Raw genomic sequence first — 24,879 nt, forward strand, 5'->3', positions numbered from 1 at the left:
AGGTGGAGCCTAGCGGCCGAGCTTGGGGGAGAAGATTTTGGCGATGACGCGCGCGCCCAGGTTCAATAGCATCACGATCAAGATGAGCGTCAGAGCGCCGGCCCAGGCACGGTCGAGGTAGGACTGAGTGTCTGCGCCCTGGTTGGCGTACTGGGTGTAGACGAACACGGGCAGGGTCATCATGCGCTCGTTGAACAGGTCGTAGTTCATGCTGGCCGTGAACCCGGAGATGATCAGCAGCGGCGCCGTCTCACCGATCACGCGGGAGATCGAGATCATGATCCCGGTCACGATCCCGGCGAGGGATGTCGGCAGCACGACCTTGACGATGGTCAGCCATTTCGGCACACCGAGCGCGTATGCCGCCTCGCGCAGCTCGTTGGGAACAAGCTTCAGCATTTCCTCGCTCGAACGAACGACGACGGGGATCATCAACACTGTGAGGGCGATGGCGCCGCCGAATCCGAAGCGGATGCCGGGGTCGTTGAACAGGAGAGAGAACAGGGCGAACGCGAAGAGTCCCGCGACGATCGACGGGATGCCGGTCATGACGTCGACGAAGAACGTGATCGCCCGCGCGAGCCGGCCTCGGCCGTACTCGGTGAGGTAGATCGCTGCGAGGAGGCCGATCGGCACCGAAATGAGCGTGGCCACACCGGTGATCAGCAGCGTGCCGATGACGGCGTGCAAGGCTCCGCCGCCCTCGCCCACGACGTTGCGCTGGGATTGCGTGAAAAAGCTCGGGGTGAGGAACGCCGGCAGTCCGTTGACCAGGGTGGTTATGACGAGCGAGAAGAGCGGCAGCAGGGCGACCACGAAGGCCACGGTCACGAGGGCGGTGACCAGGCGGTCCTTGGCCTTGCGCACGCCCTCGACAAAGTACGAGAGCAGGTAGATGGCGACGCAGTAGACGGCGGTGCCGAAGAAGAGCGTTCCGACGACGTTGAATCCCTCGGCGGCGCCGGAGAGCATCACCACGAAGAAAAACGCGCCTGTGACCAGCCAGCTGGCCAGGAGCACTGCCAGAGAGGTGTGCCGAGGAAGCTTGCCCGCGGTGAGGGAGTTCGTCAGGGGCGCGGCCGTGTTCGTGGTCGTCAGGCTCATCAGTTCGCTCCGGAGAATGCCTTGCGGCGGTTGATGATGACGCGGGCGATCATGTTCACCACGAGCGTGATGACGAAGAGAATGAGGCCCGTCGCGAGCAGAATGTTGACGCCGACCCCGTGCGCCTCCGGAAAGTTGAGGGCGATGTTCGCGGCGATTGTGGTGGGGTTCTGCGAGGTCAGAAGCTGGAAGATGACGTCCCGGCTCGGTGAGAGCACCATGGCGACGGCCATGGTTTCACCCAGGGCCCGGCCGAGGCCGAGCATCGAGGCGGAGATGATCCCGGCGCGGCCGAAGGGCAGCACGGCCATGGTGATCATTTCCCAGCGAGTTGCGCCGAGGGCCAGTGAGGCCTCCTCGTACAGCACGGGGGTCTGCAGGAAGATCTCCCGGGACAGCGCCGTGATGATCGGCAAGACCATGACGGCCAGCACGATGGCGACCGTGAGCGTCGTGCGCCCGGTGCCGGAAACCGGGCCGGCAAAGAGGGGGATCCAGCCGAACCACTCGACCAGGTTCGTGTAGAACGGCTGCACGAGCGGAGCGAGCACGCCGATGCCCCACAGCCCGAAGACGACGGAGGGCACGGCGGCGAGAAGGTCGATCAGGTAGCCCAGGCCCTGCGCGAGCTTGCGGGGGGCATAGTGCGAGATGAAGAGCGCGATGCCGATGGCGACGGGCACGGCCATGATCAGCGCGAGGAACGCCGACCAGAGTGTGCCGAACGCGAGCGGCCAGACATACGACCAGAAGTTGCTGGTGTCACCCTTGAACTCCTCCGGGTCGGCGAGAAAGGCCGGCAGGCTCTGCACGACCAGGAAGGCCGCGACGGCAGCGAGAATCGCCAGGATGAGGCTGCCGGCCACAATCGTGCTCGTGGAGAAGATGCGGTCGCCGGGGCGTTCCTTGGCCTTGAGCGAGGGTCGCTCTACTGCGGTCGTCATGCCGGGTATCTCCCTGGGAGGGTTGGGGCGAAAGCTGAGAAAGAGAGGTTCGGGTCACAGGCCACGAACCCCAGTCTGCCCGACCCGGAGCTCGCAAGCCATGCGAGTCCCGGATCGGGCAGCTGAGGAACGGTGAAGCAGGTGCTACTTGATGGTCTCGAGAACCGCTGCGACCTTGTCCTGAAGTTCGGTCGTCATCGGTGCCGCGCCGGCGGATGCTTCCGCTTCGGCCTGGCCCTCGGCGCTGGCCATGTAGCCGACGTAGGCCTTGACGAGCTCAGCCTGGGCGGGGTCGGCGTACTCGGTGCAAACGATCGCGTAGCTGACCAGGACCAGCGGGTACTCGGCCGGGTTGTCGGTCATGCGGTTGAGGTCGAACGCGAGGTCGTTGGCTTCGCGGCCCTCGACGAGAGGCGAACCGTCGACGACGGCGGCGGCGGCTTCGGCGCTGTACGCGACGAACTCGTCACCGACCTTAAGCTTGGCGACCCCGAGGTCTCCGGCGCGCGACGCGTCGGCGTAGCCGATCGTGCCCACGCCGTTGGTGACGGCGTCGACGACACCCGAGGTGCCCTGCGCACCCTCACCGGTCTGGAACGGGAAGGTATCGGAAGCCTTCTCGGTCCACACGTCCGGGGCATTCTGGCCGAGGTAGTCCGCGAAGTTCTTCGTGGTGCCCGAGTCGTCCGAGCGGTGCACGGCGGTGATCGCGGTCGACGGGAGCGAGACGCCCTCGTTCAGTGCGACCAGGGCCGGGTCGTTCCAAGTGGTGATGGCGCCGGAGAAGATCTTGGCCAGCGTGTCGGCGTCGACGTTGAGGTCGTCGACCCCATCGACGTTGAAGATCACGGCGATGGGCGAGATGTAGACGGGAAGGTCGACCGCGGTGGTGTCCGCTGCGCAGGAACCGAAGGTTCCGGCGAGCTCGTCGTCGCTCAGGTAGGAGTCGGAGCCTGCGAAGTCGGAACCACCGGCGATGAACGCCTCGCGACCTGCGCCGGAACCGGACGGGTCGTAGTTGATGGTGACGTCCGGGTTCGAGGTCTGGAACGCTGAGATCCAGGCTTCCTGGGCTGAGCCCTGGGAGGACGCGCCGCCGGCGTTGATCGTGCCGGTGAGGGTGCTGGCGGAGTCGGACTCCGGTGCGGCGCCTTCGTTCGCGGCGCAGGAAGACAGTGCCAGTGCGGCGACGACGGCGATGACCGCGGGTCGGCCAAAACGCATGAAATTCACAGATATCCCTTTCGAGGGTTGACTTCATAACAAGTGACTGCTGGTTCGAGGCCGGTGCTGGCCTCACCGTGACCATATTCCGCCTGGTTAACGACACCCCTGCGAAAAGGTTAACGGAAGGTGAACGCGGCGGGGCGGGCCGAAAGAAGCAGCGGGGCATGCACCGAATACCGTGGTCAGAGGGCCGGCGAGTGTGTTTCGATCGCGACGATTCCCGCGCTTGGATTGTCGGCGGAGAGGTGCACCACCGAGAACGACCCGGTGTCGAGGGCCGCCGCGTTGGAGATGTACGCACCGTGGGTGGTGCCGGTGGCCAGGGCGATCTCGTGCAGGATCTCGGGGAGAACCGGCCCGTGGCTGCAGATCACGGCAGTCTTCCGCGACCGCACCCGCTTGCCGATGCCGGAACGGACATCCGCCAGGCCCTGCTCGAACGCGTCCTGGCTGTAGCGTTCGGTGCGCTTGATCTGGATGCCGGTGGCCGCCGCGAGCGGGGCCACGGTGGTCACGCAGCGGGTCGCCGTGCTCGACACGATCCGCAGGGGCTGCCAGGCGGTGATCGTGGGCACGATGGCGGCGGCCTGCTTGACGCCGCGCTCGGTCAGCGGCCGGCTGCAGTCGGGGCCGTCCCAGCTGCCGGGCTGCACGGCCTTGCCGTGGCGGAGCGCGATCAGGGCGAAGGTGCGGGTGACACCGGTGTCGACGAGCTTGGCGAACGCGTCGATGATCTCCACGTCGGGCGTGTAACTGAGGTAGGTGCGGGCCTTCTTGATGGTGACCCACTCGATCGCCGCGACCTCGCCGTTGGGCACGAAGGTCGAGTGCTGGATGGCCTCGGGCGTGATTTCCGCGGCCCAGTAGTGCACGATCTTCTCGCGGCCGTTGAGCAGCGAGTAGGCGGATATGCCCAGTGGCACGCCGAGGGCCACGGCGAGGCCGGTCTCCTCTCCGATCTCGCGCACGGCCGTCTGCGGCAGGGTCTCGCCTGGGTCGACCTTCCCTTTGGGAATGGTCACGTCGCCGTACACGGTGCGATGGATCAGGAGAACGTGGATCTTGCTGTCGATCAGGCGCCAGCAGACGGCGCCCGCAGCGTAGATGGCAGGGTCGCTCATCTGCGCCCCGTCGGGCGCTTGCGGAGGGAGATTTGTTGCATGAGCCTGTTCTGCATGTCGTCGAGCGGATGGCCGGAGCCGTCCAGGTGGTGGCGCGTCCATTCGCCCGAGCTGTCCAGCCACCACGATGAGGTGCGGTCGTCCATGGCCCGGGTGAAGAGGGCGTCGATTTCGGTCAGGTGGTCAGGGTCGACGAGGCGCACCAGCGCCTCGACCCGGCGGTCGAGGTTGCGGTGCATCATGTCGGCGCTGCCGATGTAGACCTGCGGGTCACCGTTGGTGTGGAACGAGAAGATCCGGGAGTGCTCCAGGTATCGCCCGAGAATCGAGCGCACCTTGATGGTCTCGCTCATCCCGGGGACCCCGGGCTTCAGGCTGCAGATGCCGCGCACCCAGATCTCGATCGGCACGCGCGCCTGGCTGGCCCGGTACAGGGCGTCGATGATGGCCTCGTCGACCATGGAGTTCACCTTGATCCGGATGCCCGACGGCTTGCCGGCCTGGGCGGCCGCGGTTTCCGTCGCGATGCTCTTGAGCAGGGCGCGGCGCAGGTGCAGCGGCGCCACCAGCAGGCGCTTGAACTTCTTCTCGATCGCGTAGCCGGAGAGTTCGTTGAACAGGCGGGTGAGGTCCTTGCCCACCTGCGGGTCCGCGGTCAGGAGCCCGAGGTCTTCGTAGAGGCGGCTGGTTTTGGGGTTGTAGTTGCCGGTGCCGATGTGGCTGTAGTGGCGCAAAACGCCGTCTTCGTTCCGCACCACGAGCGCGAGTTTGCAGTGCGTCTTCAGGCCCACGAGGCCGTAGACCACGTGCACGCCGGCCTTCTCAAGCTTGCGGGCCCAGGTGATGTTGGCCTGTTCGTCGAAGCGGGCCTTGATCTCCACCAGGGCGAGTACCTGCTTACCCGACTCGGCGGCTGCGATCAGCGCCTCGACGATGGGGCTGTCACCCGAGGTACGGTACAGGGTCTGCTTGATGGCGAGCACGTCCGGGTCGGCCGCGGCCTGCTCGAGGAACGCCTGCACGCTGGTCGCGAACGATTCGTACGGGTGATGCAGCAGGATGTCCCGGCGCGAGATGGCGCTGAAGATGTCCGGTTCCGCGTTCGGTTCCGGGGCGAGCAGCTGAACGGCCGTCGTCGGCACGTGCTTCACGTAGCGAAGGTCCGGGCGGTCGATCCGCAGGTCGAACAGGCCGCCCAGGTCGAGCGGGGCCGGCAGGCGATACACCTCCTGGTCGGTGACGTCCAGCTCGCGCACGAGCAGGCCGAGGGTGACCTCGTCCATGTCTTCGGTGATCTCGAGACGGATGGGCGGGCCGAACCGGCGGCGCAGCAGCTCCTTCTCGAGGGCCTTGATCAGATTCTCGGTCTCGTCCTCTTCGATCTCGACGTCTTCGTTGCGGGTGACCCGGAAGACGTGGTGCTCGAGGATGTCCATGCCCGGGAACAGGTCCCCGAGATGGTTCGCGATCAGGTCCTCGAGCGTGATGAAGCGCACGCTGTCTGCCTTCTCGCGGCGGTCCACGCGCACGAAGCGGGGGAGCATGGTGGGCACCTTGAGCCGGGCGAACTCCTGCTTGCCGGTTTTGGAGTTGCGCACCCGGACCGCGAGGTTCAGCGAGAGACCGGAGATGTAGGGGAATGGATGCACCGGGTCGACCGCGAGGGGCATCAGCACCGGGAAGATCTGGTTCGAGAAGTAGTCGCGCAGGGAACGGCGGTCGGCGTCGTCCAGGGTGTCCCAGTTGACGATGTCGATCCCGGCTTCGGCGAGGGCCGGGCTGACGAGGTCCTGGAAGGCGTGCGCGTGCCGCGCCTGCAGAACGTGGGCCGTGGTGGAAATGTCGGAGAGGGCGTCCTGCGGGGCGCGCCCGATGTTGGTCGGCACGGCCAGCCCGGTGAGGATGCGGCGCTTCAGGCCGGCGACCCGCACCATGAAGAATTCGTCGAGGTTGCTGGCGAAAATGGCCAGGAAGTTCGCCCGTTCCAGAGCCGGGAGATCGGGGTCCTCCGCGAGCTCGAGCACCCGCTGGTTGAAGGCCAGCCAGCTCAGTTCCCGGTCGAGGTAGCGCTCGGTGGGGAGCGCCGGATCGTTCACGCCGATCAGGGGATCGAAATCATCGTCAAAGTCGCTGCCCAGGCCCGAGTCGGTCTGGATGTTATCGCCGTCCATTCAACCATCTTGACACTGCAGACCGCGCGAATGCGACGATCTTGGATGAACACTGGTCAACGCGGGCTCCGGCGGTACTGCACATCGATCGTTCGCTCGGTAAACCCGAGCGAACGATACAGGGCCACCGCGGCGGCGCTGTCGCCCTCCACATACAGGTCCGCGGTACGGCACCCGCGCTCGCGGAGGCGATCGAGCCCGGCCAGCATGAGGCGGCGGCCGACGCCGCGGCCGGCGGCATCCGGGTGCACGCCGACGACGTAGATCTCACCCACCGGGGAGCCTGACTCGACCTTCAACCAGTTGTAGCCGATCATCCGACCGGTGCCGGTGCCGGTGTCGCGGGCCACCAGGAAATCACCGGCCGAGAACCACGGTTCGGCACAGCGGGCGGCCAGATCGCTCGCGGTCAGAGACCCCTGCTCCGGGTGCGCGGCGAACACCAGCGCGTTCAGCGCCACCCACTCCGCGTCGTCCGGTCCGGGCCGGAACGCGTCGATCCGGATGGCGGCACGGATGCCGGTGCGGTCAGGGACCCCGGGCTCGGCCGGCGCGCTGCCGGCTGACTCCGCCGTCAGGTCCAGCCGCAGCTGCAGCAGGGTGCGCTCGGCCGTGAAAGCGAACCGGTCGGCGAGCGCCCGGGCAGCGGGGTGGTCTCCGTGCGACCAGATCGTCAGCTCCCCGGGCGCGGCGGCCAGGATTTCGGCCAGGGCGGCCGCGCCGTGCCCGTGCCGGCGTCGGGCCGGGTCGACGACGAGGTCGAGTTCGCCGGCGCCGAGGATGCCCGCACCCACGACGACGTTCCCGTCCTTCTCCACGACCAGGAACGGGGCGCGGTGCCCCGCGGCCACGTCGAAAAGGGACTGTTCGTTGAACGGCGCGTAGCCGTCGCCCTGGGTGGCGGCGGCGCTGACGCGGTGGAACTCGGCCGCGACGGCGGCATCCGTCAGATCAGGCGAAAACCGGATGAATGCCACGGGTACCGTCCTGCTCCTGCACATTCAAGCGGTAGCCCACGTTGCGCACGGTGCCGATCAGGGATTCCTGGTCGCCGAGCTTGGCCCGCAGCCGCCGCACGTGCACGTCCACCGTGCGGGTGCCGCCGAAGTAGTCGTAGCCCCAGACCTCGCTGAGGAGCTGTTCCCGGGTGAAGACCCGCGACGGATGCGCGGTCAGAAAGCGCAGGAGCTCGAATTCCTTGTAGGTGAGGTCCAGCGGCCGGCCGTGCACCTTGGCGGAATAGCTGGCCTCGTCGATGATGACCCCGGCGGCGCGGATGGTGGCGGATTCCTCCGCGCGGGGCACGCGCCCGACGGCGAGACGGATGCGCGCATCCACCTCGGCCGGCCCGGCCGTCTCGAGGATGACGTCGTCGACGCCCCAGTCCGGGCTCACCGCGGCCAGGCCGCCCTCCGTGATCACGAGCAGCAGCGGAACGGAGTTTCCCGTGGTACGCAGAATCTGGCAGAGCGACTTGGCCGCCATCAGATTGGAACGGGCATCGACGAGCATGAGGTCGGCGTCGGGCGCCGTCACGAGCTGGTCCGGCTGGGCGGGGATGGTGCGCGCACCGTGTGACAGCAGGGCGAGGGCGGGAAGAACGTCACTGTTGACCGCCGAGGTCAGGATCAACAACTGGGCCACACTCACCCTCCAAGGATTGTGCGCTCAATCCTAGCGTGCCGCGGAAAGGGTCCCGGGCAGGGCAGAATGAGAGGGTGAGCTGGCAGTGGAAGAGCGTCGTCGTGGTGTGGTTGTTCGCGCTCGCGTGCGCCGTGCTGACCGGATGGCTGTCTCTGCCCGGCCAGCATCTGATCTGGATCAGCCTCTCCTTCGCCGGCTGCACGATCGGAACCCTGAGCGTACAGCTCGCGACCGGACGCAAAGAAGGCTACGTGGACCGGGTGACGACCAGCCTCGTCGGGGCCGTGGCCGTGCTCGCCGCCGCCACCGGAATCTTCGCTCTCGCCGGGGCCCTCTGACTCTGATCTGCGTCAGCCCGTGCTCATGTGGTTCTGCTGAGGCGTGCCGAGGGGTTATCGCGCGCGAGCGGGCTAGAGTAAGGGACATGTCTATCCTCGCTATCGAAATCTTCTTCCTGGGGCTGCTCGCGCTGGCGAGCCTGTCGATCGCCTGGGTGTCCGGCTTGGTTCTGTTCAAGCTGTACCGGGGGCAGCGGTAGCCCTCGATGTTTGAGCTGCCCCCTCAGCTCCCCTCCGAACTCGTGCCGCTGTCGTGGCTCCTCGGGGTGTGGGAAGGTTCGGGAGTCATCGACTACCAGATCGGCGAGGAGTCCGTCAGCCGGGAGTTCGGTCACCGGCTGAGCTTCAGCCACGACGGCCTGCCGCACCTGAATTACAGCTCCTACACCTGGCTCGAGCCCACGCCCGACTCCGACGGCGGTGAGTCGACGCCGCTGATGACGGAAACCGGGTACTGGCGGCTGAGCCGTGCCCAAGGGCTCGGCGATCCCGGTCCGGGTCTGCTGCCGGCCGTGGGTGAGCATCCGTTCGTCACCGCAGCGGCGGTCGAAACCCTCCGCAACGCCGACAACGGCTTCGATATCGACGTGACCATCGTGCACCCCGGCGGAGTCGCGGAAATCTACCTCGGCCAGGTCAAGGGTCCGCGTATCGATTTAGCGACGGATGCCGTGATGCGCACCCAGGGTGCCAAACCCTACTCGGCGGCGACGAGGCTCTATGGTCTGGTCGACGGTCATCTGCTCTGGGCCTGGGACATGGCCGCCTTAGGTCAGAGCCTGCGCACCCACGCGTCCGGCCGCCTCAAGCGCGTCGAGTAAACGGGCATCCCTGCGCCTCACATCCGGGCGCCCCGGCGCCGAACCGTCCGTTGGAAAGAGTTCCCATGACCGATGCACCTGTGTCCCCTCTCCCGTCCTCGCCGCTCAGATCCCCGCTGCTCGAACTCGACGGCGCGGTGCAGGCCGAGGGCATCGACGCCGGCGTGGCCGCGCACTACGGCGGACCCCTCACGGAGCAGCGCCGGCTCCTCGCCGGCGGAGCCGTCGTCGACCTGTCCCACCACGGCGTGCTGAGCGTCGCCGGCCCGGACCGGTTGACCTGGCTGAACTCCATCTCCAGCCAGGAGCTGCGCCGCCTGGCGCCGGGGGAGTCCACCGAGACGCTCCTGCTCGACCCGAACGGCCACGTCGAATACGCCATGGCCGTCATCGACGACGGGGTGGAGACCTGGCTGCTGGTCGAGGCCGCCCAACTGCCCGGGCTGCACGCCTGGCTCGACACGATGCGCTTCACACTGCGGGTGCAGGTCGTCGACCACACTCTCGCCTACGCCGTGATCGGGTCGATGGGTGACCCGTCGGTGTTGCCGCTCACACCGGCCGCGCCGAACGGAGTGCCTCTGGTGTGGCACGACCCCTGGACCCAGGTCTCCGCGGGCGGATACCAGTACGCGCCTGGACCGGTGCACCCGGCCGCCGCGTGGCACTGGGCCGAGACCCTCGTCCCCCGCGCGTCCCTGCCGGCTCTGCGCGACGCCGTGCGGGACGGAGGGGTCGCCGCGGCCGGCCTCCTCGCCGTCGAGGCCCTCCGGATCGCGGCGTGGCGCCCGCGGCGGGCCACGGAGGTCGACGAGAAGAGCCTGCCGCACGAACTCGACTGGTTGCGCAGCGCCGTGCATCTGAACAAGGGCTGCTACCGCGGCCAGGAGACCGTGGCCAAGGTGCACAACCTCGGGCATCCGCCCCGCCGCCTGGTGCTGCTGCACCTGGACGGCTCCGACGCGGTGCTCCCCGTGCACGGGGACGAGGTGCAAGCCGTGAAGCAGCTGGCAGATGGAACCACCGAGCACCGCGGGATCGGCCGGATCACCTCCAGCGCCATCCATTACGAGCTGGGCCCGATCGCGCTCGCCACGGTGAAGCGCACCGTTCCCGCCACGGTCACCCTGTACGTGGCCTCCCAGGACATCCTCGTCGCGGCCGCACAGGAGGTGATCGTGCCTCAGTCGGCGGGCTCGGTGGCCGATATCCCGCGCCTGCCCCGGCTCGGCATCCGCACGCCCGGCCACTGACGCCCGGCCACTGACGCCGGCCACTGACCCGGGCCGCCGACCCAGCCCCGGCGCGCTCGCCACGTCGGTAGAGTTGGACGCATGTCAGATGCATACAATCTCATCCTTCTCCGTCACGGCCAAAGCCTATGGAATCAGGAAAACCTTTTCACCGGCTGGGTGGATGTCAGGCTGAGCGAGCAGGGCGCGGGCGAAGCCAAGCGCGCCGGCGAGCTTCTCGCCGAGTCGGGCCTGCTGCCCGACATCCTGCACACCTCATTACTTACCCGCGCCATCCAGACCGCGAACATCGCTCTGGAAGAGGCAGACCGGCTGTGGATCGACGTCAAGCGCTCCTGGCGGCTCAACGAGCGCCACTACGGCGCCCTGCAGGGCCTCGACAAGGCGGAGACCCTCGCCAAGTTCGGGCCAGAGCAGTTCCAGCTGTGGCGCCGCTCCTTCGACGTTCCGCCGCCCGTGCTGGCCGACGATTCCCGCTGGTCTCAGTCGCACGACCCGCGTTACGCGGCGCTCGGCGACGACCTGCCCCGCACCGAGTGCCTCAGCGACGTCGTCGACCGGATGCTGCCCTACTGGGAATCCGACATCACCCCCGACCTGCGTGCGGGCAAGACGGTTCTCGTCACCGCCCACGGCAACTCGCTGCGTGCGCTGGTCAAGCACCTCGATGGCATCAGCGACGCGGACATCGCCGAGCTGAACATCCCCACCGGCATCCCGCTGGTCTACCGCCTCGGCGCGGACATGATGCCGCTGGGCCCCGGCCGTTACCTGGACCCCGAGGCTGCCGCCGCCGGTGCCGCCGCCGTTGCGGCCCAGGGAAACAAGAAGTAGCGTCCAACCCACCAGGAACGAGAAAGCCCCGGAAGCGACTGCTTCCGGGGCTTTCTCGTTCCTCATGAGGCCGGAACGCCTGGACTCTAGGCGCTCGTGTTCTGCTGCCAGGCGCCGGTGCCGAGGTACTGCACCTTCTTCGCGATCGAGACCGCGTGGTCGGCGAAGCGCTCATGGTAGCGGCTGGCTAGGGTGGAGTCGACCGTATCGGCCGCCTGGCCCTTCCAGGTCGCCCCGAGCACGGCGTCGAACACGCTGAGGTGCAGCGCGTCGACCTTGTCGTCTTCGTTGCGGATGGTTTCGGCCAGCTTCATGTCCTCATTGGTCAGAAGCGCGGTGAGCATGTGCGCGATCGCCGTGACGAGCGTGCCCATCTCGGCGAAGGTGGCGCGCAGGCTTTTCGGCACGACCTTGTCGGGGAACCGATAACGGGCCAGCTGGGCGATGTGCGTGGACAGATCGCCCATCCGTTCGAGCGACGCACTGATGCGCAGGGCGCTGACGACGATGCGCAGGTCGCGTGCGACCGGCTGCTGGCGGGCCAGGATCGTGATGGCCAGCTCGTCGAGTTCGATGGTCAGCTCGTCGATCTTCTCGTCTTCGGAAATCGCTTCCTCCGCCAGACCGACGTCGGACTCGTTGAAGGCGCGCGTCGCCTTGTCGATGGAGATCGCCACGAGTCGGGAGATCTCGACAAGGCGATCCTGCACTTCGGCGAGTTCCTGCTGGAATACTTCACGCATGGTGTGTGGTCCTTCCTGGGCGCGCGTAACACGCAGACACGTGAGACCCACCTGGCCCCACCGAATCATGGGGGAGGGAGGTTAACGGCAGGTGCCGTGGTCTTGAACTCTACCTAAAGTAGCTTGCGCGCCGGGACGGCCCTGTCACCCACCCGGAATAAACGTCAGTATTCTGGATGAATGGAATCGACAGGGCTTGTGCTTCTGGCGCTGGCCCTCGGCCTGACTGTCGGGGCCGGTTTCATGACGCTGCTGCACGTGGCCGAGCGCCACGGTCGGCGCGCCGCCGAGGTCGTGAACCCGGCCGTCCCCGACGGAATCGACCAGGTGCTCGACGCGCTGGAGACGGCCGGTGCCGTCGTCGACCCGTCCAACAACGTGATCAAGGCATCCCAGGCCGCGGTGTCGATGGGACTGGTCTGGAATCGGCAGATGGTGCACTCCGAGCTCCTGGACCTGATCAGCCAGGTGCGCCGTTCCGGCGAGCCGATCTCGGAAAACCTCGTCCTCTCCCGCGGGCCCTTCGGTGATGCCAGCATGCGGGTGCGGGTGCGGTTGGCCCGGCTGGGAACACGGTACGTCCTGGTGCTGGCGGAGGACCGCACCGAGGCTTTCCGGCTCGACGAGGTGCGCCGGGACTTCGTCGCCAACATCAGCCATGAGTTGAAGACCCCCATCGCCGCCGTGGGGCTGCTGGCCGAGGCGCTCACCCAGGCGGCGGACGAGCCGGCGCAGGTGCGCCGCTTCGCGAACCGCCTCACCACTGAGTCCGGTCGCCTCAGCCGCCTGACCCAGGAGATCATCGAATTGTCCCGCCTGCAGGCGCAGGATTCCCTAACCGAGCCCGAGATCGTCAACGTCGACGTCATCGTGGCCACGGCGGTGGACCAGAGCCGGGTCCCCGCGGAGGCGGACCGGATCACGATCGCCCTCGGCAAGAAATCGGGGGCCGAGGTGAGCGGCGACGAGCGGCTCCTCGTGATGGCCGTGCACAATCTCGTGGCCAACGCCGTGAACTACTCAGCAGAGGGTTCCCGCGTCGGGGTCGGGGTGCGCAAGAACGCCGGAGTCGTCGAGATCAGCGTCACCGACCAGGGCGTGGGTATTGAGGAAGCCGATCTTGATCGGATCTTCGAACGCTTCTTCCGGGTCGACCAGGCCCGGTCGCGGCACACCGGCGGTACGGGCCTCGGCCTCGCGATTGTCAAGCACATCGTTCAGATCCACGGCGGCGACATCCGCGTCTGGTCGCAGCCGGGCAGCGGTTCGACCTTCACCATCCGCCTCCCGGAGGCGCCGCACCCCGCTTCGGCGGCGATAGGAGACACCCCATGACCCACATCCTTCTGGTCGAAGACGAGAGCGCGCTCAGTGAGCCGCTGAGCTTCCTGCTCGAGCGGGAGGGGTACGAGGTCACCGTCGCCGAGGATGGTCCGAGCGCCATCAGCGAGTTCGACCGCACCGGCGCAGACCTGATTCTGCTCGACCTCATGCTCCCCGGCATCCCGGGCACGGAGGTGTGCCGGGAGATTCGCACGCGGTCGTCTGTGCCGATCATCATGCTGACCGCCAAGGACTCCGAGGTGGACATCGTGGTCGGGCTCGAGCTCGGCGCCGACGACTACGTCACCAAGCCGTATTCGACCCGGGAACTGCTCGCCCGCATCCGTGCCGTTTCCCGGCGCCGCACCGACGAGGTCGGGGAGGACCTGAGCCTGCTGTCGGCGGGCACCGTGCGGATGGACACCGAGCGGCACACCGTGACAGTGTCCGGCGAGATCGTGAACCTGCCGCTGAAGGAATTCGAGCTGCTGGAGTTCCTGCTCCGCAACGCCGGCCGGGTGCTCACCCGAGGTCAGCTGATCGACCGGGTCTGGGGCAGCGACTACTTCGGGGATACCAAGACCCTGGACGTGCACATCAAGCGGATCCGGTCGCGGATCGAAGCCGCCCCCTCGGATCCGACCATGCTGGTCACCGTGCGCGGCCTGGGCTACCGCTTCGACGCCTGAGGCCGGGCGCGAGAAGCACGCCCGCGCGGAAATGCGTCCCGCGATCCGGAGCGGCCGGTCGGCCTCGCCCTACGGGGCGGAGGTCGGCAGCAGGGTCGAGTACTCCTCGAGCGAGCCGTCGAGTACCGGGACGAGAACCTCGACGCCGGTCTCGTTGCCGTACTGGAAAAAGACGGGGAAAAGCGACCCGGGCGCGACGTCGGCCGTGACGGTGACGGTCGGGGAATCCGGTGTGCCGAACGTGACGCTGGAGTTCGCGTCCACGTTCACCTCCTGGGTGAACTTCTCGGTGCCATCGTCGTACTGCACGTTCAGGCTGTGTGCCGAATCGCCCGAGTTGACGACGGTGACCACGAGGTTGGCGATGTTGCCGTCGTCCGACAGGAGCATGGCGTTGCGGATGGCGAGGTCGCCGACATTGCCGCTGACTCCGTCGCTTGCGTCGTATTTCGCGGTCGTCGACTGCGGTGCCAGCAGATTGCAGCCGCTGGTCCCCAGAAGGATGCCGGCCGCCACAACGACGGACACGATGATACGAGCTTTCACAACGCCTCCAACAGATCACCGTTCCGCCTGACGGCCAAACGCTGCACATTAAGCTTTCCCCTTCAGCCTACCGGCTCCCGTCGGGCTGAGCCGCGCGCGCCCGGGCGCGGCGCACCCTACCACTGGCCGCTGTGGTATCCTCGACGTTGCTGAAGGGATACACATATGCTGTTTGAGGTTGGCGAAACTGTCGTTTATCCCCACCATGGTGCTGCGACGATCACCGAGGTGAAGACGCGCATGGTCAAGGGTGAAGAGAAACTGTACCTGAAGCTGAATGTCACCCAGGGCGATCTGACCATCGAGGTGCCCGCCGAGAACGTCGACCTGGTCGGCGTTCGCGACGTGATCGGTCAAGAGGGTCTCGACAAGGTGTTCGAGGTGCTGCGCGCTCCCTTCACCGAAGAGCCCACCAACTGGTCGCGCCGGTACAAGGCCAACCTGGAAAAGCTCGCATCCGGCGACGTCATCAAGGTGTCGGAGGTCGTTCGTGATCTGTGGCGCCGCGATCAGGACCGGGGCCTCTCCGCCGGCGAGAAGCGGATGCTGGCCAAGGCCCGTCAGATTCTTATCTCAGAGCTGGCACTGGCGGAGAAGACCGACGAAGAGAAGGCCTCCACGGTCCTCGACGAGGTCCTGGCGTCCTAACCGGCATAGCCGGATCGGCAGAATCAGAACCGACGTAACCAGACTTGCTTTCGAGGGAAGGCGGCGCCGCGAGGTGCCGCCTTTCGTATTTCGTGCCTCTGACGCCCGCGCCGATGCGGTCTCATGCCGCAGTTCTTCCCGCACCACTTCCCGCACCGCTTCGTACTCACCGTCTCGCGTCTATTCGTCGCCGACCTCACCAGATAGCCTCCAGATATGACTGAAACCCCCGCGCCCCAGGTCGCAGTCATCGTCGTCGCCGCCGGGAGTGGCAGCCGGCTCGGGCACGCCGAGCCGAAGGCGTTCGTCTCGCTGGCCGGACGCACCCTGCTCGAACGCGCGCTTGCCTCTGTGTTCGGGATGCGGGACCCGGTGCAGGTCATCGTCGTCGCGCCCGACACCCACCTGGCCCACGCTCGCCGGGTCGCCTCGAGGGCGGGCGGGGCAGCATCCGTCGACGTGGTGGCCGGCGGCGCCACGCGACAGGAATCGGTGAACCGCGGCCTGGCCGCGGTGCACCCCGGCGTGCGCACCGTCCTGGTACACGACGCCGCGCGCGCCCTCACGCCCGCCGCGCTCTGCGACGCCGTCGTCGACGCGGTGCAGTCCACCGGTCACGGCATCGTTCCCGGCCTGGCCGTGGTCGACACCATCAAGAACATCTCCGCTGCCGGCGAGATCCTGGGCACGGTGGACCGCGCCGCACTCTCGGCCGTGCAGACCCCGCAGGGCTTCCCGAGGGAGATGCTCGCCGCCGCGGCCGCAGCGGCATCCGCCGGCTCGTCGCTCGCGGCAACCGATGACGCGGGCGTGGTGGCCGCCGCCGGCTACCCGGTCAGCGTGATCGCCGGGGACCCCCTCGCCTTCAAGATCACAACCCCGTGGGACCTGGGCCGGGCCGAGGCCCTGCTCGGCGGACGCATGCCGGCCCACTCCGCGCCCCGCACCGACACCGCGCCCCGCGTGGGCACCGGGCTCGATGTGCACGCCTTCGACGACGACTCCGAACTGTGGCTCGCCGGCCTGCACTGGCCGGGGGAGCGCGGACTGTCCGGGCACAGCGATGGCGATGCCGCCGTGCACGCCATCTGCGACGCCCTGCTCTCCGCCGCCGGGCTGGGCGATCTCGGTGGTGTCTTCGGCACATCCGATCCGCGCCTCGTCGACGCCCACGGCGACGTATTCCTCGGCGAGACCCTGCGCCTGCTGGCGGCCGCCGGGTTCAGGGTCGGCAACGTCACGGTGCAGATCATCGGCAACCGGCCCAAACTCAGCACGCGCCGGGCGGAGGCGGAGGCGCTGCTCGGATCGCTGCTGAAGGCGCCGGTCGCCGTGTCGGCGACCACGACGGATGCCCTGGGCTTCACCGGTCGCGGCGAGGGCCTCGCCGCCATCGCGACGGCGCTCATTCTCCCCGACCCCCCGGCAGACCCTGACCTAAGCTGGGAAGCGTGACCATGCGACTCTACGATTCCAGGGCCCAGGCCCTCCGCGACTTCATACCCCTCACGCCCGGCGCGGTGGGTATCTACGTTTGTGGACCCACCGTGCAGTCCTCGCCCCACATCGGCCACCTGCGCAGCGCCCTCGTCTACGACCAGCTGCGCCGCTGGCTCACCTACCGCGGCTTCGACGTGACCTTCGTGCGCAACGTGACCGACATCGACGACAAAATTCTGGCCCACGCGGTCGGGGGCGCCGAGCAGTGGTGGGCGCTCGCCTACCGCTACGAGCTGGAGTTCACCGCCGGCTACCAGCGGCTGGGCATCCTCGCCCCCAGCTACGAACCCAGGGCGACCGCCAGCATCCAGCAGATGCAAGACCTGATCACCCGACTGATCCAACTCGGGCACGCCTACCCGGCCGATGACGCCTCCAGCGACGTCTACTTCGACACGGCGAGCTGGCCCGACTACGGTGACCTCACCCGCCAGCGGCATGGCGACATGGAACCGGCAGCGGATGCCGACCTGCGCGGCAAGAACGACCCACGCGACTTCGCCCTGTGGAAGGGTCGCAAAGCCGATGAACCGGAGTCCGCCTCCTGGCCGTCCCCGTGGGGAGCCGGCCGTCCCGGCTGGCACATCGAGTGCTCGGCCATGGCGTCCCGCTACCTCGGCTCCCACTTCGACATCCACGGCGGCGGGCTCGACCTGCGCTTCCCACACCATGAGAACGAGCTGGCCCAGTCCGCCGCCGCCGGCGACGGCTTCGCGAGCTACTGGGTGCACAACGGTCTCGTCAACGTGAACGGGCAGAAGATGTCCAAGTCGCTGGGCAACTCGGTCTTCGCGACGGAGCTGCTCGACCAGGCGCGCGCCATCGTCGTGCGCTACTACCTGGGGGCGGCCCACTACCGTTCCACCATCGACTACCACGAGGGTTCCCTCGTGGAGGCCGAAGCGGCCCTCGAAAGAATCGAGAGCTTCCTCGACCGCGCCGACCGCCGCCTGGCGGACACCCGCTTCGCCGGATCCGGCGTCGAGATCGTCCCGGACGAATTCGCGTCCGCCATGGACGACGACCTGGCCGTGCCTCAGGCTCTGGCGGTGTTGCACGACACCGTGCGTACCGGCAACGCGGCGCTGGACGCCGAAGATCTGCACGCGGCCGCCGCCGCGCGTGGTCACGTGCTCGCCATGAGTGAGGTTCTCGGCATCAACCCGCTCTCACCGGGCTGGTCCGTGGCCACGGACGAACCGGCCATGATCGCACTCACCGCCCTCGTCGAGCGCCTGCTCGACGATCGCGAAATCGCAAGGCAGGGCCGCGACTATGCGGCCGCAGACCGTATCCGGGACGAGCTCGTCGCCGCCGGAATTACCATCGAAGACACCCCCTCGGGTGCCCATTGGAGTTTTGACTGATGAAGAACACAGACCGTAAGTCCCGCACCGGGGCCGTGCGCAAGGGCAGCCGGGGACCACAGGTCGGTTCCGGCGGCCAGGGACGCCAGGCCCTCGAGGGCAAGAAGCCCACGCCCAAAGCGGAAGACCGCCCCTACCACCCCGCCGGCAAACGCAAGCTCGCCCAGGACCGCTTCGTCGCGGCCGGCGGCGGCCGCAGCCGCGGCTCCGCTGGTCCCAAGAGCGCGCCGCGCAGCGCCACCACCGGCAACACCGGCGGCGGCGGAGCGTCCACCCGCCGGGCCAAGCAGATCGACGAGCATGAGGTTGTGACCGGGCGCAACTCCGTACTGGAGGCGCTGCGGGCGAAGATCCCCGCCACGGCCCTGTACATCGCCACGCGCATTGAAATGGACGAACGGGTGAAGGAGGTCCTCACCCTCGCGACGACCCGCGGCATCCCCGTCCTCGAGGTCATGCGCCCGGAGCTCGACCGCTTGGCGGGCCGGGACTCGGTGCACCAGGGTCTCGCGCTCAAAGTGCCGGCCTACGAGTACGCCCAGCCCCTCGAGCTGCTGGAACTGACGATCAGCCGCGGCCACAAGCCGCTCTTCGTCGCCCTCGACGGCATCACCGACCCCCGCAACCTCGGCGCCATCATCCGCTCGACGGCCGCGTTCGGCGGACACGGCGTGATCGTGCCGCAGCGTCGGTCCGTCGGCGTGACCGCGTCGGCGTGGAAGACGTCGGCCGGAGCCGCTGCCCGACTTCCCGTCGCCATGGCCACCAACCTGACCCAGTCGCTCAAGGCGCTCAAGGAGCGCGGCGTGCTCGTCATCGGACTCGCCGGCGACGGCGACACCCAGCTGCCCGAGCTCGGCATCGGTTTCGCCGAGCGCCCCATCGTGATCGTGGTCGGCAGCGAGGGCAAGGGGCTGTCCCGCCTCGTCACCGAGACCTGCGACGCGATTGTGTCGATCCCGATCAGCGCCTCGACCGAATCCCTCAACGCGGGGATCGCGGCCGGCGTGACACTGTACGAGGTCTCCCGACTGCGCGCGGCCGCCAAGGCCGCCAAGGTCGCGAAGCAGGCAGCCGCCGCGACGGCGGCAGCCGCCTCCGCAGCCTCTTAACCCGATCCGCCGGGCGCCCGCCCGGTAGGCCGAACCGCGAGAAAAGCCTCCTAATCCCACAATCGGCGGGCTTTTCTCACGGTTCGGCGGGCTACACGGACCCGGCGGCACGCCGGTCGGATCAGACCTTGAGGCGCCAGTCGGCCTCGTCGTCGGCGGCCGACTCGGCCGCGTCCGCCAGGGCGGCGGTCTCATCGTCGGTCACGTCGATCGGGATCGTGATCTCGCCGGTGGCCGGCTCGATCACGGTGGCCTCGTCGCGGCGGTGCCGGAGCACGTCCTTGACGTAGGAGGTGACGGCCTCGGCCAGCGGGATATCCCTGGACTGGTTCTGGGCCATGAACCAGCGGTGGTCGAGCAGCTGGTGGAAGACCTCGGCCGGCTCCAGCTTGCCCTTGAGATCGCGGGGAATGGCCCGGATGACGGGTTCGAAGACGCGCACCAGCCACTCGTGCGCCAGCATCTCCTCGTCGGCCTCCGGGTCGCCGTAGGAGACCCGGTAGGAGTCGAGGTCGTTGAGCAGGCGCCGGGCCTGGTTCTCCTCGGCGTCGAGCCCGGTCAGCCTCAGCAGGCGCCGCTGGTGGTGGCCGGCGTCGACGACCTTCGGCTGGATGCGCACGGTCGTACCCGTGTTGTCCGTCTTGATGGCCAGTTCCTCGATGTCGAACCCGAGGTCGTTGAGGCGTTCGACGCGTTCCGTGATGCGCCAGCGCTCGGAGCTGGAGAAGGATTCCGACCCGGTGAGCTCTTTCCAGAGCAGCCGGTAGGCGGCCACGATCCCATTGCTGACCCGGATGGGGTCCAGCTCGTCGGCCGCCCGGCCGCCGGCCTCGAGGTCCATGAGCTCACCGGCGATGTTGACGCGCGCGATCTCCAGGTCGTTTTCGCGCTGGCCGTTGGAGAGCCCGCCGGGATAGAGCTGCCCGGTCTCCGCGTCGACCAGGTAGGCGGCGAACGCGCCGGCGTCACGGCGGAAGAGGGTGTTGGACAGCGACACATCGCCCCAGAAGAGGCCGGCCATGTGTACGCGTACCAGCAGCAGGGCCAGGGCGTCGACCAGCCGGGTGGCGGTGTCGGGCCGCAGGGTCTGCGAGTAGAGCGCGCGGTAGGGGAGCGAGAACTTGAGGTGCCGGGTGACGAGCACCGAGTTCAGCGGCTCGGCGTCGTCATCGGTGCGGTTCGTGATCACGGCGAGCGGCTCGACGCAGGGAATTTCCAGGCCCTGCAGGGTACGGAGCATCTCGTACTCGCGCTTGGCCATCTCGCTGGTGGTCTCCTTGATGGCGACGACACGGCCGCTCAAATGAGCGAAGCGCACGAGGTGGCGCGAGATGCCTTTGGGCAACGCTGCGATGTTCTCGTTCGGCCAGGCGTCCAGCGGGAGGTGCCAGGGAAGGTCAAGTAGGGCTGGATCGGCAGTGGCCGATGTGATGTTGAGTGAACCGCTCATCCGTCGAGTTTACCGGTGTGCTCCACAGTCGGGGAACGACAAAACGGCCGGATGGAACATGCTCCATCCGGCCGTTCGTTGACGAGCGGGTGCCTAGTCGGCGACTGCTCCACCGAGGCGCAGGCCGGTCTCGGCGTCGAACACGTGCATGTGGTGCGGCGTCGGGGTGAGGTAAACGGTGTCGCCGGCGGACGGGTGCGAACGACCATCGACGCGAGCGACGATATCGGTGCGCTTGCCCTCGACCGTGGAGTGGCCGTAGAGGTAACCGTCGGCACCAAGCTCCTCGACCAGGTCGACGGCAACTTCGAGGCCCTCGCCATGCGTGGTGGACAGGTGGATGTCCTCGGGGCGGACGCCGATCGTGACCTTCGTGCCGGTGGAGCCGGCCAGGGTCTCGCGGGGCACGGGAATCGTGGCGGTGCCGAACCTGACGCCGCCGTCGACGGTGTCGGCCAGGAACAGGTTCATGGCCGGGCTGCCGATGAAGCCGGCAACGAAGACGTTGTTCGGCTTCGAATACAGGTCGCGAGGCGTGCCGACCTGCTGGAGCACGCCATCCTTGAGGACTGCGATGCGGTCGCCCATGGTGAGGGCTTCGGTCTGGTCGTGGGTCACGTAGACCGTCGTGACGCCGAGGCGGCGCTGGAGCGAAGCGATCTGGGTGCGGGTCTGCACGCGCAGCTTGGCGTCGAGGTTCGACAGAGGCTCGTCCATCAGGAACACCTGGGGCTGACGCACGATGGCCCGGCCCATGGCGACGCGCTGACGCTGGCCACCGGAGAGAGCTTTCGGCTTGCGGCTCAGGTACGGCTCGAGGTCGAGCAGCTTGGCGGCCTCGAGAACGCGGGCGGCGCGCTCATCCTTGTTGACTCCGGCGATCTTGAGCGCGAAGCCCATGTTCTCGGCGACCGTCATGTGGGGGTACAGAGCGTAGTTCTGGAAGACCATGGCGATGTCGCGGTCTTTCGGCGGGACATCCGTCACGTTGCGCTCACCGATGAAGATGTTGCCTTCGTTGACTTCTTCGAGGCCGGCGAGCATGCGCAGGGACGTGGACTTGCCGCAGCCGGACGGGCCGACCAGCACGAGAAACTCGCCGTCGGCAACCGACAGGTCGAGCTTGTCAACGGCGGGAATAGAGGAACCCGGATAGAGGCGGGTCGCCTTGTCGAACGTGACTGAAGCCATGGTTGATTTCTCCTTCACCGGCAGGTACGTGCCGGACGATCCGTTGTGATGGGTTACTACGCCTGCCACGCGTCATGTGCAACAGGTCAACTTTCCCAGTATGTCATGTTGGGGGATCGCGGCGACGGCGGGAATTCTGCAGCGGAGCCCACCCGCAGGCCCCGTCTGGCCGTTTCCCAGAAAGGGGACCTACTATTTGGGAGGCATTCGCAAATGGCTTGCCTCTGCACTAACTACTCGGAGCGAGCATTCATGACTATTGGCGGATCGGGCGACGGCCGTCCTTCTAAGAATCAGCGACGCGACGCGGTGCGTACCAAGGCCAAGCGGATCCGCGAGGAGCAGAAGAAAAAGGACCGCCGTTACCGGGTCGCCCTGCGCGGCGGAATCGCCGCCGCCGGCGTCGCCATTGCCGCGGTCATCGCCGTGGTCATCATCAACTCGATTCCCCCCATCGGCCCCGGTCCGGCGAACATGGCCAGTGACGGCGTGCTGATCTCCGAGGGGATGACCCCGGTCACGACCTCCGCGCTCCAGCCCGAGGCCAAGCCGATACCGTCCAAGCCGGATGCGACCGGCACTGTCGCCGACATTCGCGTCTACGCCGACTACCTCTGCCCGTTCTGCAGCGAGTTTGAGGCCGCCAACAGTGACCAGATCAGCCAGTGGGTCACGTCGGGTGCCGCGACCGTGGAGATCCACCCGGTTTCGATCCTGACCCACAAGTCCTCCGGCACGAAATACTCGCTTCGGGCTGCAAACGCCGCCGCATGTGTGGCCAATTACGCCCCCGCAAACTTCTACGACTTCAACGCCATCCTGTTCCAGGAACAGCCCAAGGAGGGCACCGCCGGTCACGACGACGCGGCCATCAAGGGCCTCGTAAAGGACGCCGGCGTGAGCGACCGGGTGTCGCAGATCAACGAGTGCATTGACGACACGACCTTCAAATCGTGGGTCATCGCATCCACGGACCGGGCTCTGTCCGGTCCGTTGCCGAACACCGAGGTCGAGGCCATCACCGGCACACCCACCGTGCTCGTCAACGGAAAGCAGTACGTCGGCGCACTCGACGACCCGAGGGAGTTCGCCGCCTTCGTGCTACAGGCGGCCGGCGCGACCTACTCCACCTCGACGCCAACCCCCGAGCCGGCACCGGCCGGGTAGGCGCCCCGCTTTGATGGCGGCGCAGCACGGGTTCGTCATTTAGGATGGTGAGTCGAGGCGTCGATCGCCTCATGCCGGCCTGGCGCAATTGGTAGCGCACCACTCTTGTAAAGTGGGGGTTACGGGTTCAAGTCCCGTGGCCGGCCCTCTACTCTCATCGCTTCAGATCGTGGTTTTCTCGGTGACGGTGTCCTCGAGGGCGCTGAGAAAATTTGTCGGATCGATCGGTGAGCGCACGCCCGGTTTTGCATCGGCCGGAATGCCCCCGACGTACAGCCAACCGAGCAATTCTTCCGCGGCCGCGAGGCCGTGGGCGTCGTTCACCGGCTGCGTGCGGGCCAGGGCGCCGGAACGCCACATGACGCCCCAGCCCTGGGCGGCGAGGAGAAGGCTCAGCATGTGGGCGACACCCGCCGCTACGGCGTCCTGTTCCCAGACCGCCACCGTGTCGCTTTCGCGACGGCTCGCGACCACGGCGATCAGAAGTTCGGCGCGCAGCGGCTTAGCGGCGAGCCTGGCGGCTTCGGTGCCGTTCAGCCCGGCGGCCTCGACCATGGCCTCGCCCAGGCGACGCCGCGCGTCACCGCGCAACTCGATCAGCCGCCACGGACGCAGAGCGCCATGGTCGGCGACACGGGCCGCGGCAGCCACCACAGGCAGCAGTTCCGCATGGCTCGGCACCTGCCCGGTGACCTTGGAGTGGGAGCGTCGATGACCGACCGTATCGAGGAGGTCGGACAACGCTTACTCGACCGGCTTGAAATTGAGCGAGATGGAGTTCATGCAGTACCGGTCGCCGGTGGGCGTTCCGAATCCGTCGTCGAAGACGTGGCCCAGGTGCGAGCCGCACTTCGCACAGCGCACCTCGGTGCGCACAACCCCGAGGGTTCGGTCTTCGAGGAGTTCAACGGCCTCGGGACGCACCGATTCGTAGAAGCTCGGCCAGCCGCAACCGGAGTCGAACTTCGTGCCGCTCTTGAACAGCTCGGCATTGCAAGCCCCGCAGGTGTAAATTCCGGAGCGGCCCTCATCGAGGAGCTCGCCGGCCCACGCCCGCTCGGTGGCGGCGCCGCGAAGTACGGCGTACTGCTCGGGGCTCAGCTCAGCGCGCCACTGCGCATCCGACTTCTCGACCTCGTAGTCCATGTTCCATTCCTTCCTGCTCGACCCCGGAGAGGCCGAAATCCGTCCGTACCAACACTAAACTCGCCAGACCGCGGCGGTATTCCTCGATCGGGAGGCAGGCAGGTTTTTCTACCGTGGACAGCACGGCACAACGGCCCAGCGAGTACGCAGGCATCGACAAATAGGATTGCAGAGATCGAGGGAGGTGGCACGTGGACGGAACTCCCGGTTCGTCGACTCCCGCGGAGCCTGCCTCGGAGTCCTCCTCCCCGGCAGGCCTGTCCGCCCGCGACCGGTCGATCCTCGCCTTCGAGCGGCAGGGGTGGCAGCACGCCGGTGCCAAGGAACAGGCGATCCGGGCCGAGTTCGCCCTCTCGGCCGCCCGGTACTATCAACTACTGGGCGCTGTGATCGACTCGCCGCTGGCCCTGGCCCACGACCCGATGCTGGTGAAACGCCTGCAGCGGATGCGCGACGCCCGGTCGCAGGCGCGGGAGAGCCGGTCGCTACAGTCCACCGATTGACTCCCTGACCCGCACCCTGCCCGTGTCTCATCACCGC

25 protein-coding genes and 1 tRNA gene are annotated in these 24,879 nt (G+C 67.5%); 13 read left to right on the plus strand and 13 right to left on the minus strand.

The features are described 5' to 3' along the window. Positions 1-9 precede the first annotated feature (9 nt). The 7 genes from pstA to E3O62_RS07510 all read right to left on the minus strand — a co-directional run bounded on the left by pstA (position 10) and on the right by E3O62_RS07510 (position 8,211). Positions 10-1,104, minus strand: a complete 1,095-nt coding sequence (pstA, locus tag E3O62_RS07480; protein ID WP_134395048.1) for a phosphate ABC transporter permease PstA — start codon at positions 1,102-1,104, stop codon at positions 10-12. Continuing rightward, positions 1,104-2,048 carry a phosphate ABC transporter permease subunit PstC gene (gene pstC, locus E3O62_RS07485; RefSeq protein WP_134395047.1) on the minus strand — a complete coding sequence of 315 codons (945 nt, stop codon included), beginning with the start codon at positions 2,046-2,048 and terminating at the stop codon, positions 1,104-1,106. The genes pstA and pstC overlap by 1 nt, the downstream gene beginning before the upstream one ends. Positions 2,049-2,192: 144 nt before the next feature. Next, positions 2,193-3,281: a phosphate ABC transporter substrate-binding protein PstS gene (pstS, locus tag E3O62_RS07490; RefSeq protein WP_370448894.1), complete on the minus strand. Its 1,089-nt coding sequence runs from the start codon at positions 3,279-3,281 to the stop codon at positions 2,193-2,195. 176 nt (positions 3,282-3,457) lie between these two features. Further along, complete coding sequence (locus E3O62_RS07495) at positions 3,458-4,396, minus strand: NUDIX domain-containing protein (protein WP_134398033.1); 939 nt, start codon at positions 4,394-4,396, stop codon at positions 3,458-3,460. After that, on the minus strand, positions 4,393-6,567 hold the full coding sequence (locus tag E3O62_RS07500) for an RNA degradosome polyphosphate kinase (protein ID WP_134398034.1): 2,175 nt from the start codon (positions 6,565-6,567) through the stop codon (positions 4,393-4,395). Before E3O62_RS07500 ends, E3O62_RS07495 begins: the two co-directional genes overlap by 4 nt. Positions 6,568-6,623: 56 nt before the next feature. Continuing rightward, positions 6,624-7,544, minus strand: coding sequence for a mycothiol synthase (gene mshD / locus E3O62_RS07505; protein WP_241973367.1), 921 nt, complete (start codon positions 7,542-7,544; stop codon positions 6,624-6,626). Then, positions 7,519-8,211: a response regulator transcription factor gene (locus E3O62_RS07510; RefSeq protein ID WP_134395042.1), complete on the minus strand. Its 693-nt coding sequence runs from the start codon at positions 8,209-8,211 to the stop codon at positions 7,519-7,521. The genes mshD and E3O62_RS07510 overlap by 26 nt, the downstream gene beginning before the upstream one ends. Before the next feature lie 74 nt (positions 8,212-8,285). On the opposite strand from E3O62_RS07510, the gene E3O62_RS07515 reads away from it, so the two are divergent. The 4 genes from E3O62_RS07515 to E3O62_RS07530 all read left to right on the plus strand — a co-directional run bounded on the left by E3O62_RS07515 (position 8,286) and on the right by E3O62_RS07530 (position 11,457). Then, positions 8,286-8,549, plus strand: coding sequence for a hypothetical protein (locus E3O62_RS07515; RefSeq protein WP_134398036.1), 264 nt, complete (start codon positions 8,286-8,288; stop codon positions 8,547-8,549). Between the two features lie 206 nt (positions 8,550-8,755). Further along, complete coding sequence (locus E3O62_RS07520; RefSeq protein ID WP_134395040.1) at positions 8,756-9,370, plus strand: FABP family protein; 615 nt, start codon at positions 8,756-8,758, stop codon at positions 9,368-9,370. Positions 9,371-9,435: 65 nt separating this feature from the next. Then, the gene (locus E3O62_RS07525) at positions 9,436-10,623 is read left to right on the plus strand and encodes a folate-binding protein YgfZ (protein ID WP_134395039.1); all 1,188 of its coding nucleotides are present in this window, start codon (positions 9,436-9,438) and stop codon (positions 10,621-10,623) included. An 81-nt stretch (positions 10,624-10,704) separates the two neighbouring features. Continuing rightward, the gene (locus E3O62_RS07530; RefSeq protein WP_134398037.1) at positions 10,705-11,457 is read left to right on the plus strand and encodes a phosphoglyceromutase; all 753 of its coding nucleotides are present in this window, start codon (positions 10,705-10,707) and stop codon (positions 11,455-11,457) included. Positions 11,458-11,543: 86 nt separating this feature from the next. On the opposite strand, the gene phoU is transcribed toward E3O62_RS07530, so the two are convergent. Beyond that, positions 11,544-12,200 carry a phosphate signaling complex protein PhoU gene (gene phoU, locus E3O62_RS07535; protein WP_134395038.1) on the minus strand — a complete coding sequence of 219 codons (657 nt, stop codon included), beginning with the start codon at positions 12,198-12,200 and terminating at the stop codon, positions 11,544-11,546. Positions 12,201-12,380: 180 nt separating this feature from the next. Between phoU and E3O62_RS07540 the strand changes: the two genes are divergently transcribed. Further along, positions 12,381-13,535 carry a cell wall metabolism sensor histidine kinase WalK gene (locus E3O62_RS07540; RefSeq protein WP_134395037.1) on the plus strand — a complete coding sequence of 385 codons (1,155 nt, stop codon included), beginning with the start codon at positions 12,381-12,383 and terminating at the stop codon, positions 13,533-13,535. Continuing rightward, a complete protein-coding gene (locus tag E3O62_RS07545; RefSeq protein WP_104100146.1) occupies positions 13,532-14,212 on the plus strand; it encodes a response regulator transcription factor in 681 nt (226 codons plus the stop codon). Before E3O62_RS07540 ends, E3O62_RS07545 begins: the two co-directional genes overlap by 4 nt. Positions 14,213-14,281: 69 nt before the next feature. Here E3O62_RS07545 and E3O62_RS07550 read toward each other — a convergent pair whose 3' ends face one another. Further along, on the minus strand, positions 14,282-14,758 hold the full coding sequence (locus tag E3O62_RS07550) for a hypothetical protein (RefSeq protein ID WP_134395036.1): 477 nt from the start codon (positions 14,756-14,758) through the stop codon (positions 14,282-14,284). Between the two features lie 165 nt (positions 14,759-14,923). On the opposite strand from E3O62_RS07550, the gene E3O62_RS07555 reads away from it, so the two are divergent. The 4 genes from E3O62_RS07555 to rlmB all read left to right on the plus strand — a co-directional run bounded on the left by E3O62_RS07555 (position 14,924) and on the right by rlmB (position 19,385). Further along, positions 14,924-15,406 carry a CarD family transcriptional regulator gene (locus E3O62_RS07555; protein ID WP_104100144.1) on the plus strand — a complete coding sequence of 161 codons (483 nt, stop codon included), beginning with the start codon at positions 14,924-14,926 and terminating at the stop codon, positions 15,404-15,406. Between the two features lie 216 nt (positions 15,407-15,622). Continuing rightward, on the plus strand, positions 15,623-16,861 hold the full coding sequence (gene ispD, locus E3O62_RS07560; RefSeq protein WP_134398038.1) for a 2-C-methyl-D-erythritol 4-phosphate cytidylyltransferase: 1,239 nt from the start codon (positions 15,623-15,625) through the stop codon (positions 16,859-16,861). Beyond that, complete coding sequence (gene cysS, locus E3O62_RS07565) at positions 16,858-18,273, plus strand: cysteine--tRNA ligase (protein WP_134395034.1); 1,416 nt, start codon at positions 16,858-16,860, stop codon at positions 18,271-18,273. The genes ispD and cysS overlap by 4 nt, the downstream gene beginning before the upstream one ends. Continuing rightward, entirely contained in the window at positions 18,273-19,385 is a 1,113-nt protein-coding gene (gene rlmB, locus E3O62_RS07570) for a 23S rRNA (guanosine(2251)-2'-O)-methyltransferase RlmB (protein WP_134398039.1), read from the plus strand. The genes cysS and rlmB overlap by 1 nt, the downstream gene beginning before the upstream one ends. A 121-nt stretch (positions 19,386-19,506) precedes the next feature. Here rlmB and E3O62_RS07575 read toward each other — a convergent pair whose 3' ends face one another. Together E3O62_RS07575 and E3O62_RS07580 are read right to left on the minus strand one after the other, a co-directional pair. Next, positions 19,507-20,835, minus strand: a complete 1,329-nt coding sequence (locus E3O62_RS07575) for a DUF4032 domain-containing protein (protein WP_134395032.1) — start codon at positions 20,833-20,835, stop codon at positions 19,507-19,509. Between the two features lie 93 nt (positions 20,836-20,928). Continuing rightward, positions 20,929-22,026, minus strand: coding sequence for an ABC transporter ATP-binding protein (locus tag E3O62_RS07580; protein WP_134395031.1), 1,098 nt, complete (start codon positions 22,024-22,026; stop codon positions 20,929-20,931). Positions 22,027-22,278: 252 nt separating this feature from the next. Here E3O62_RS07580 and E3O62_RS07585 point away from each other — a divergent pair, with 252 nt between their 5' ends. Both E3O62_RS07585 and E3O62_RS07590 read left to right on the plus strand, forming a co-directional pair. Next, positions 22,279-23,193 carry a thioredoxin domain-containing protein gene (locus tag E3O62_RS07585; RefSeq protein WP_134395030.1) on the plus strand — a complete coding sequence of 305 codons (915 nt, stop codon included), beginning with the start codon at positions 22,279-22,281 and terminating at the stop codon, positions 23,191-23,193. Positions 23,194-23,266: 73 nt separating this feature from the next. Then, positions 23,267-23,339: transfer RNA gene (locus E3O62_RS07590), tRNA-Thr, on the plus strand. A gap of 16 nt (positions 23,340-23,355) precedes the next feature. On the opposite strand, the gene E3O62_RS07595 is transcribed toward E3O62_RS07590, so the two are convergent. Further along, positions 23,356-23,934, minus strand: a complete 579-nt coding sequence (locus tag E3O62_RS07595; RefSeq protein WP_134395029.1) for a nitroreductase family protein — start codon at positions 23,932-23,934, stop codon at positions 23,356-23,358. 3 nt (positions 23,935-23,937) lie between these two features. Further along, positions 23,938-24,339, minus strand: coding sequence for a peptide-methionine (R)-S-oxide reductase MsrB (gene msrB, locus E3O62_RS07600; RefSeq protein WP_104100136.1), 402 nt, complete (start codon positions 24,337-24,339; stop codon positions 23,938-23,940). A 191-nt stretch (positions 24,340-24,530) separates the two neighbouring features. On the opposite strand from msrB, the gene E3O62_RS07605 reads away from it, so the two are divergent. Further along, the gene (locus E3O62_RS07605) at positions 24,531-24,842 is read left to right on the plus strand and encodes a DUF3263 domain-containing protein (protein WP_134395028.1); all 312 of its coding nucleotides are present in this window, start codon (positions 24,531-24,533) and stop codon (positions 24,840-24,842) included. The last annotated feature ends 37 nt before the right edge of the window (positions 24,843-24,879 follow it).

This window comes from Cryobacterium sp. TMT2-15-1 (assembly GCF_004402345.1).
GTDB lineage: Bacteria > Actinomycetota > Actinomycetes > Actinomycetales > Microbacteriaceae > Cryobacterium > Cryobacterium sandaracinum.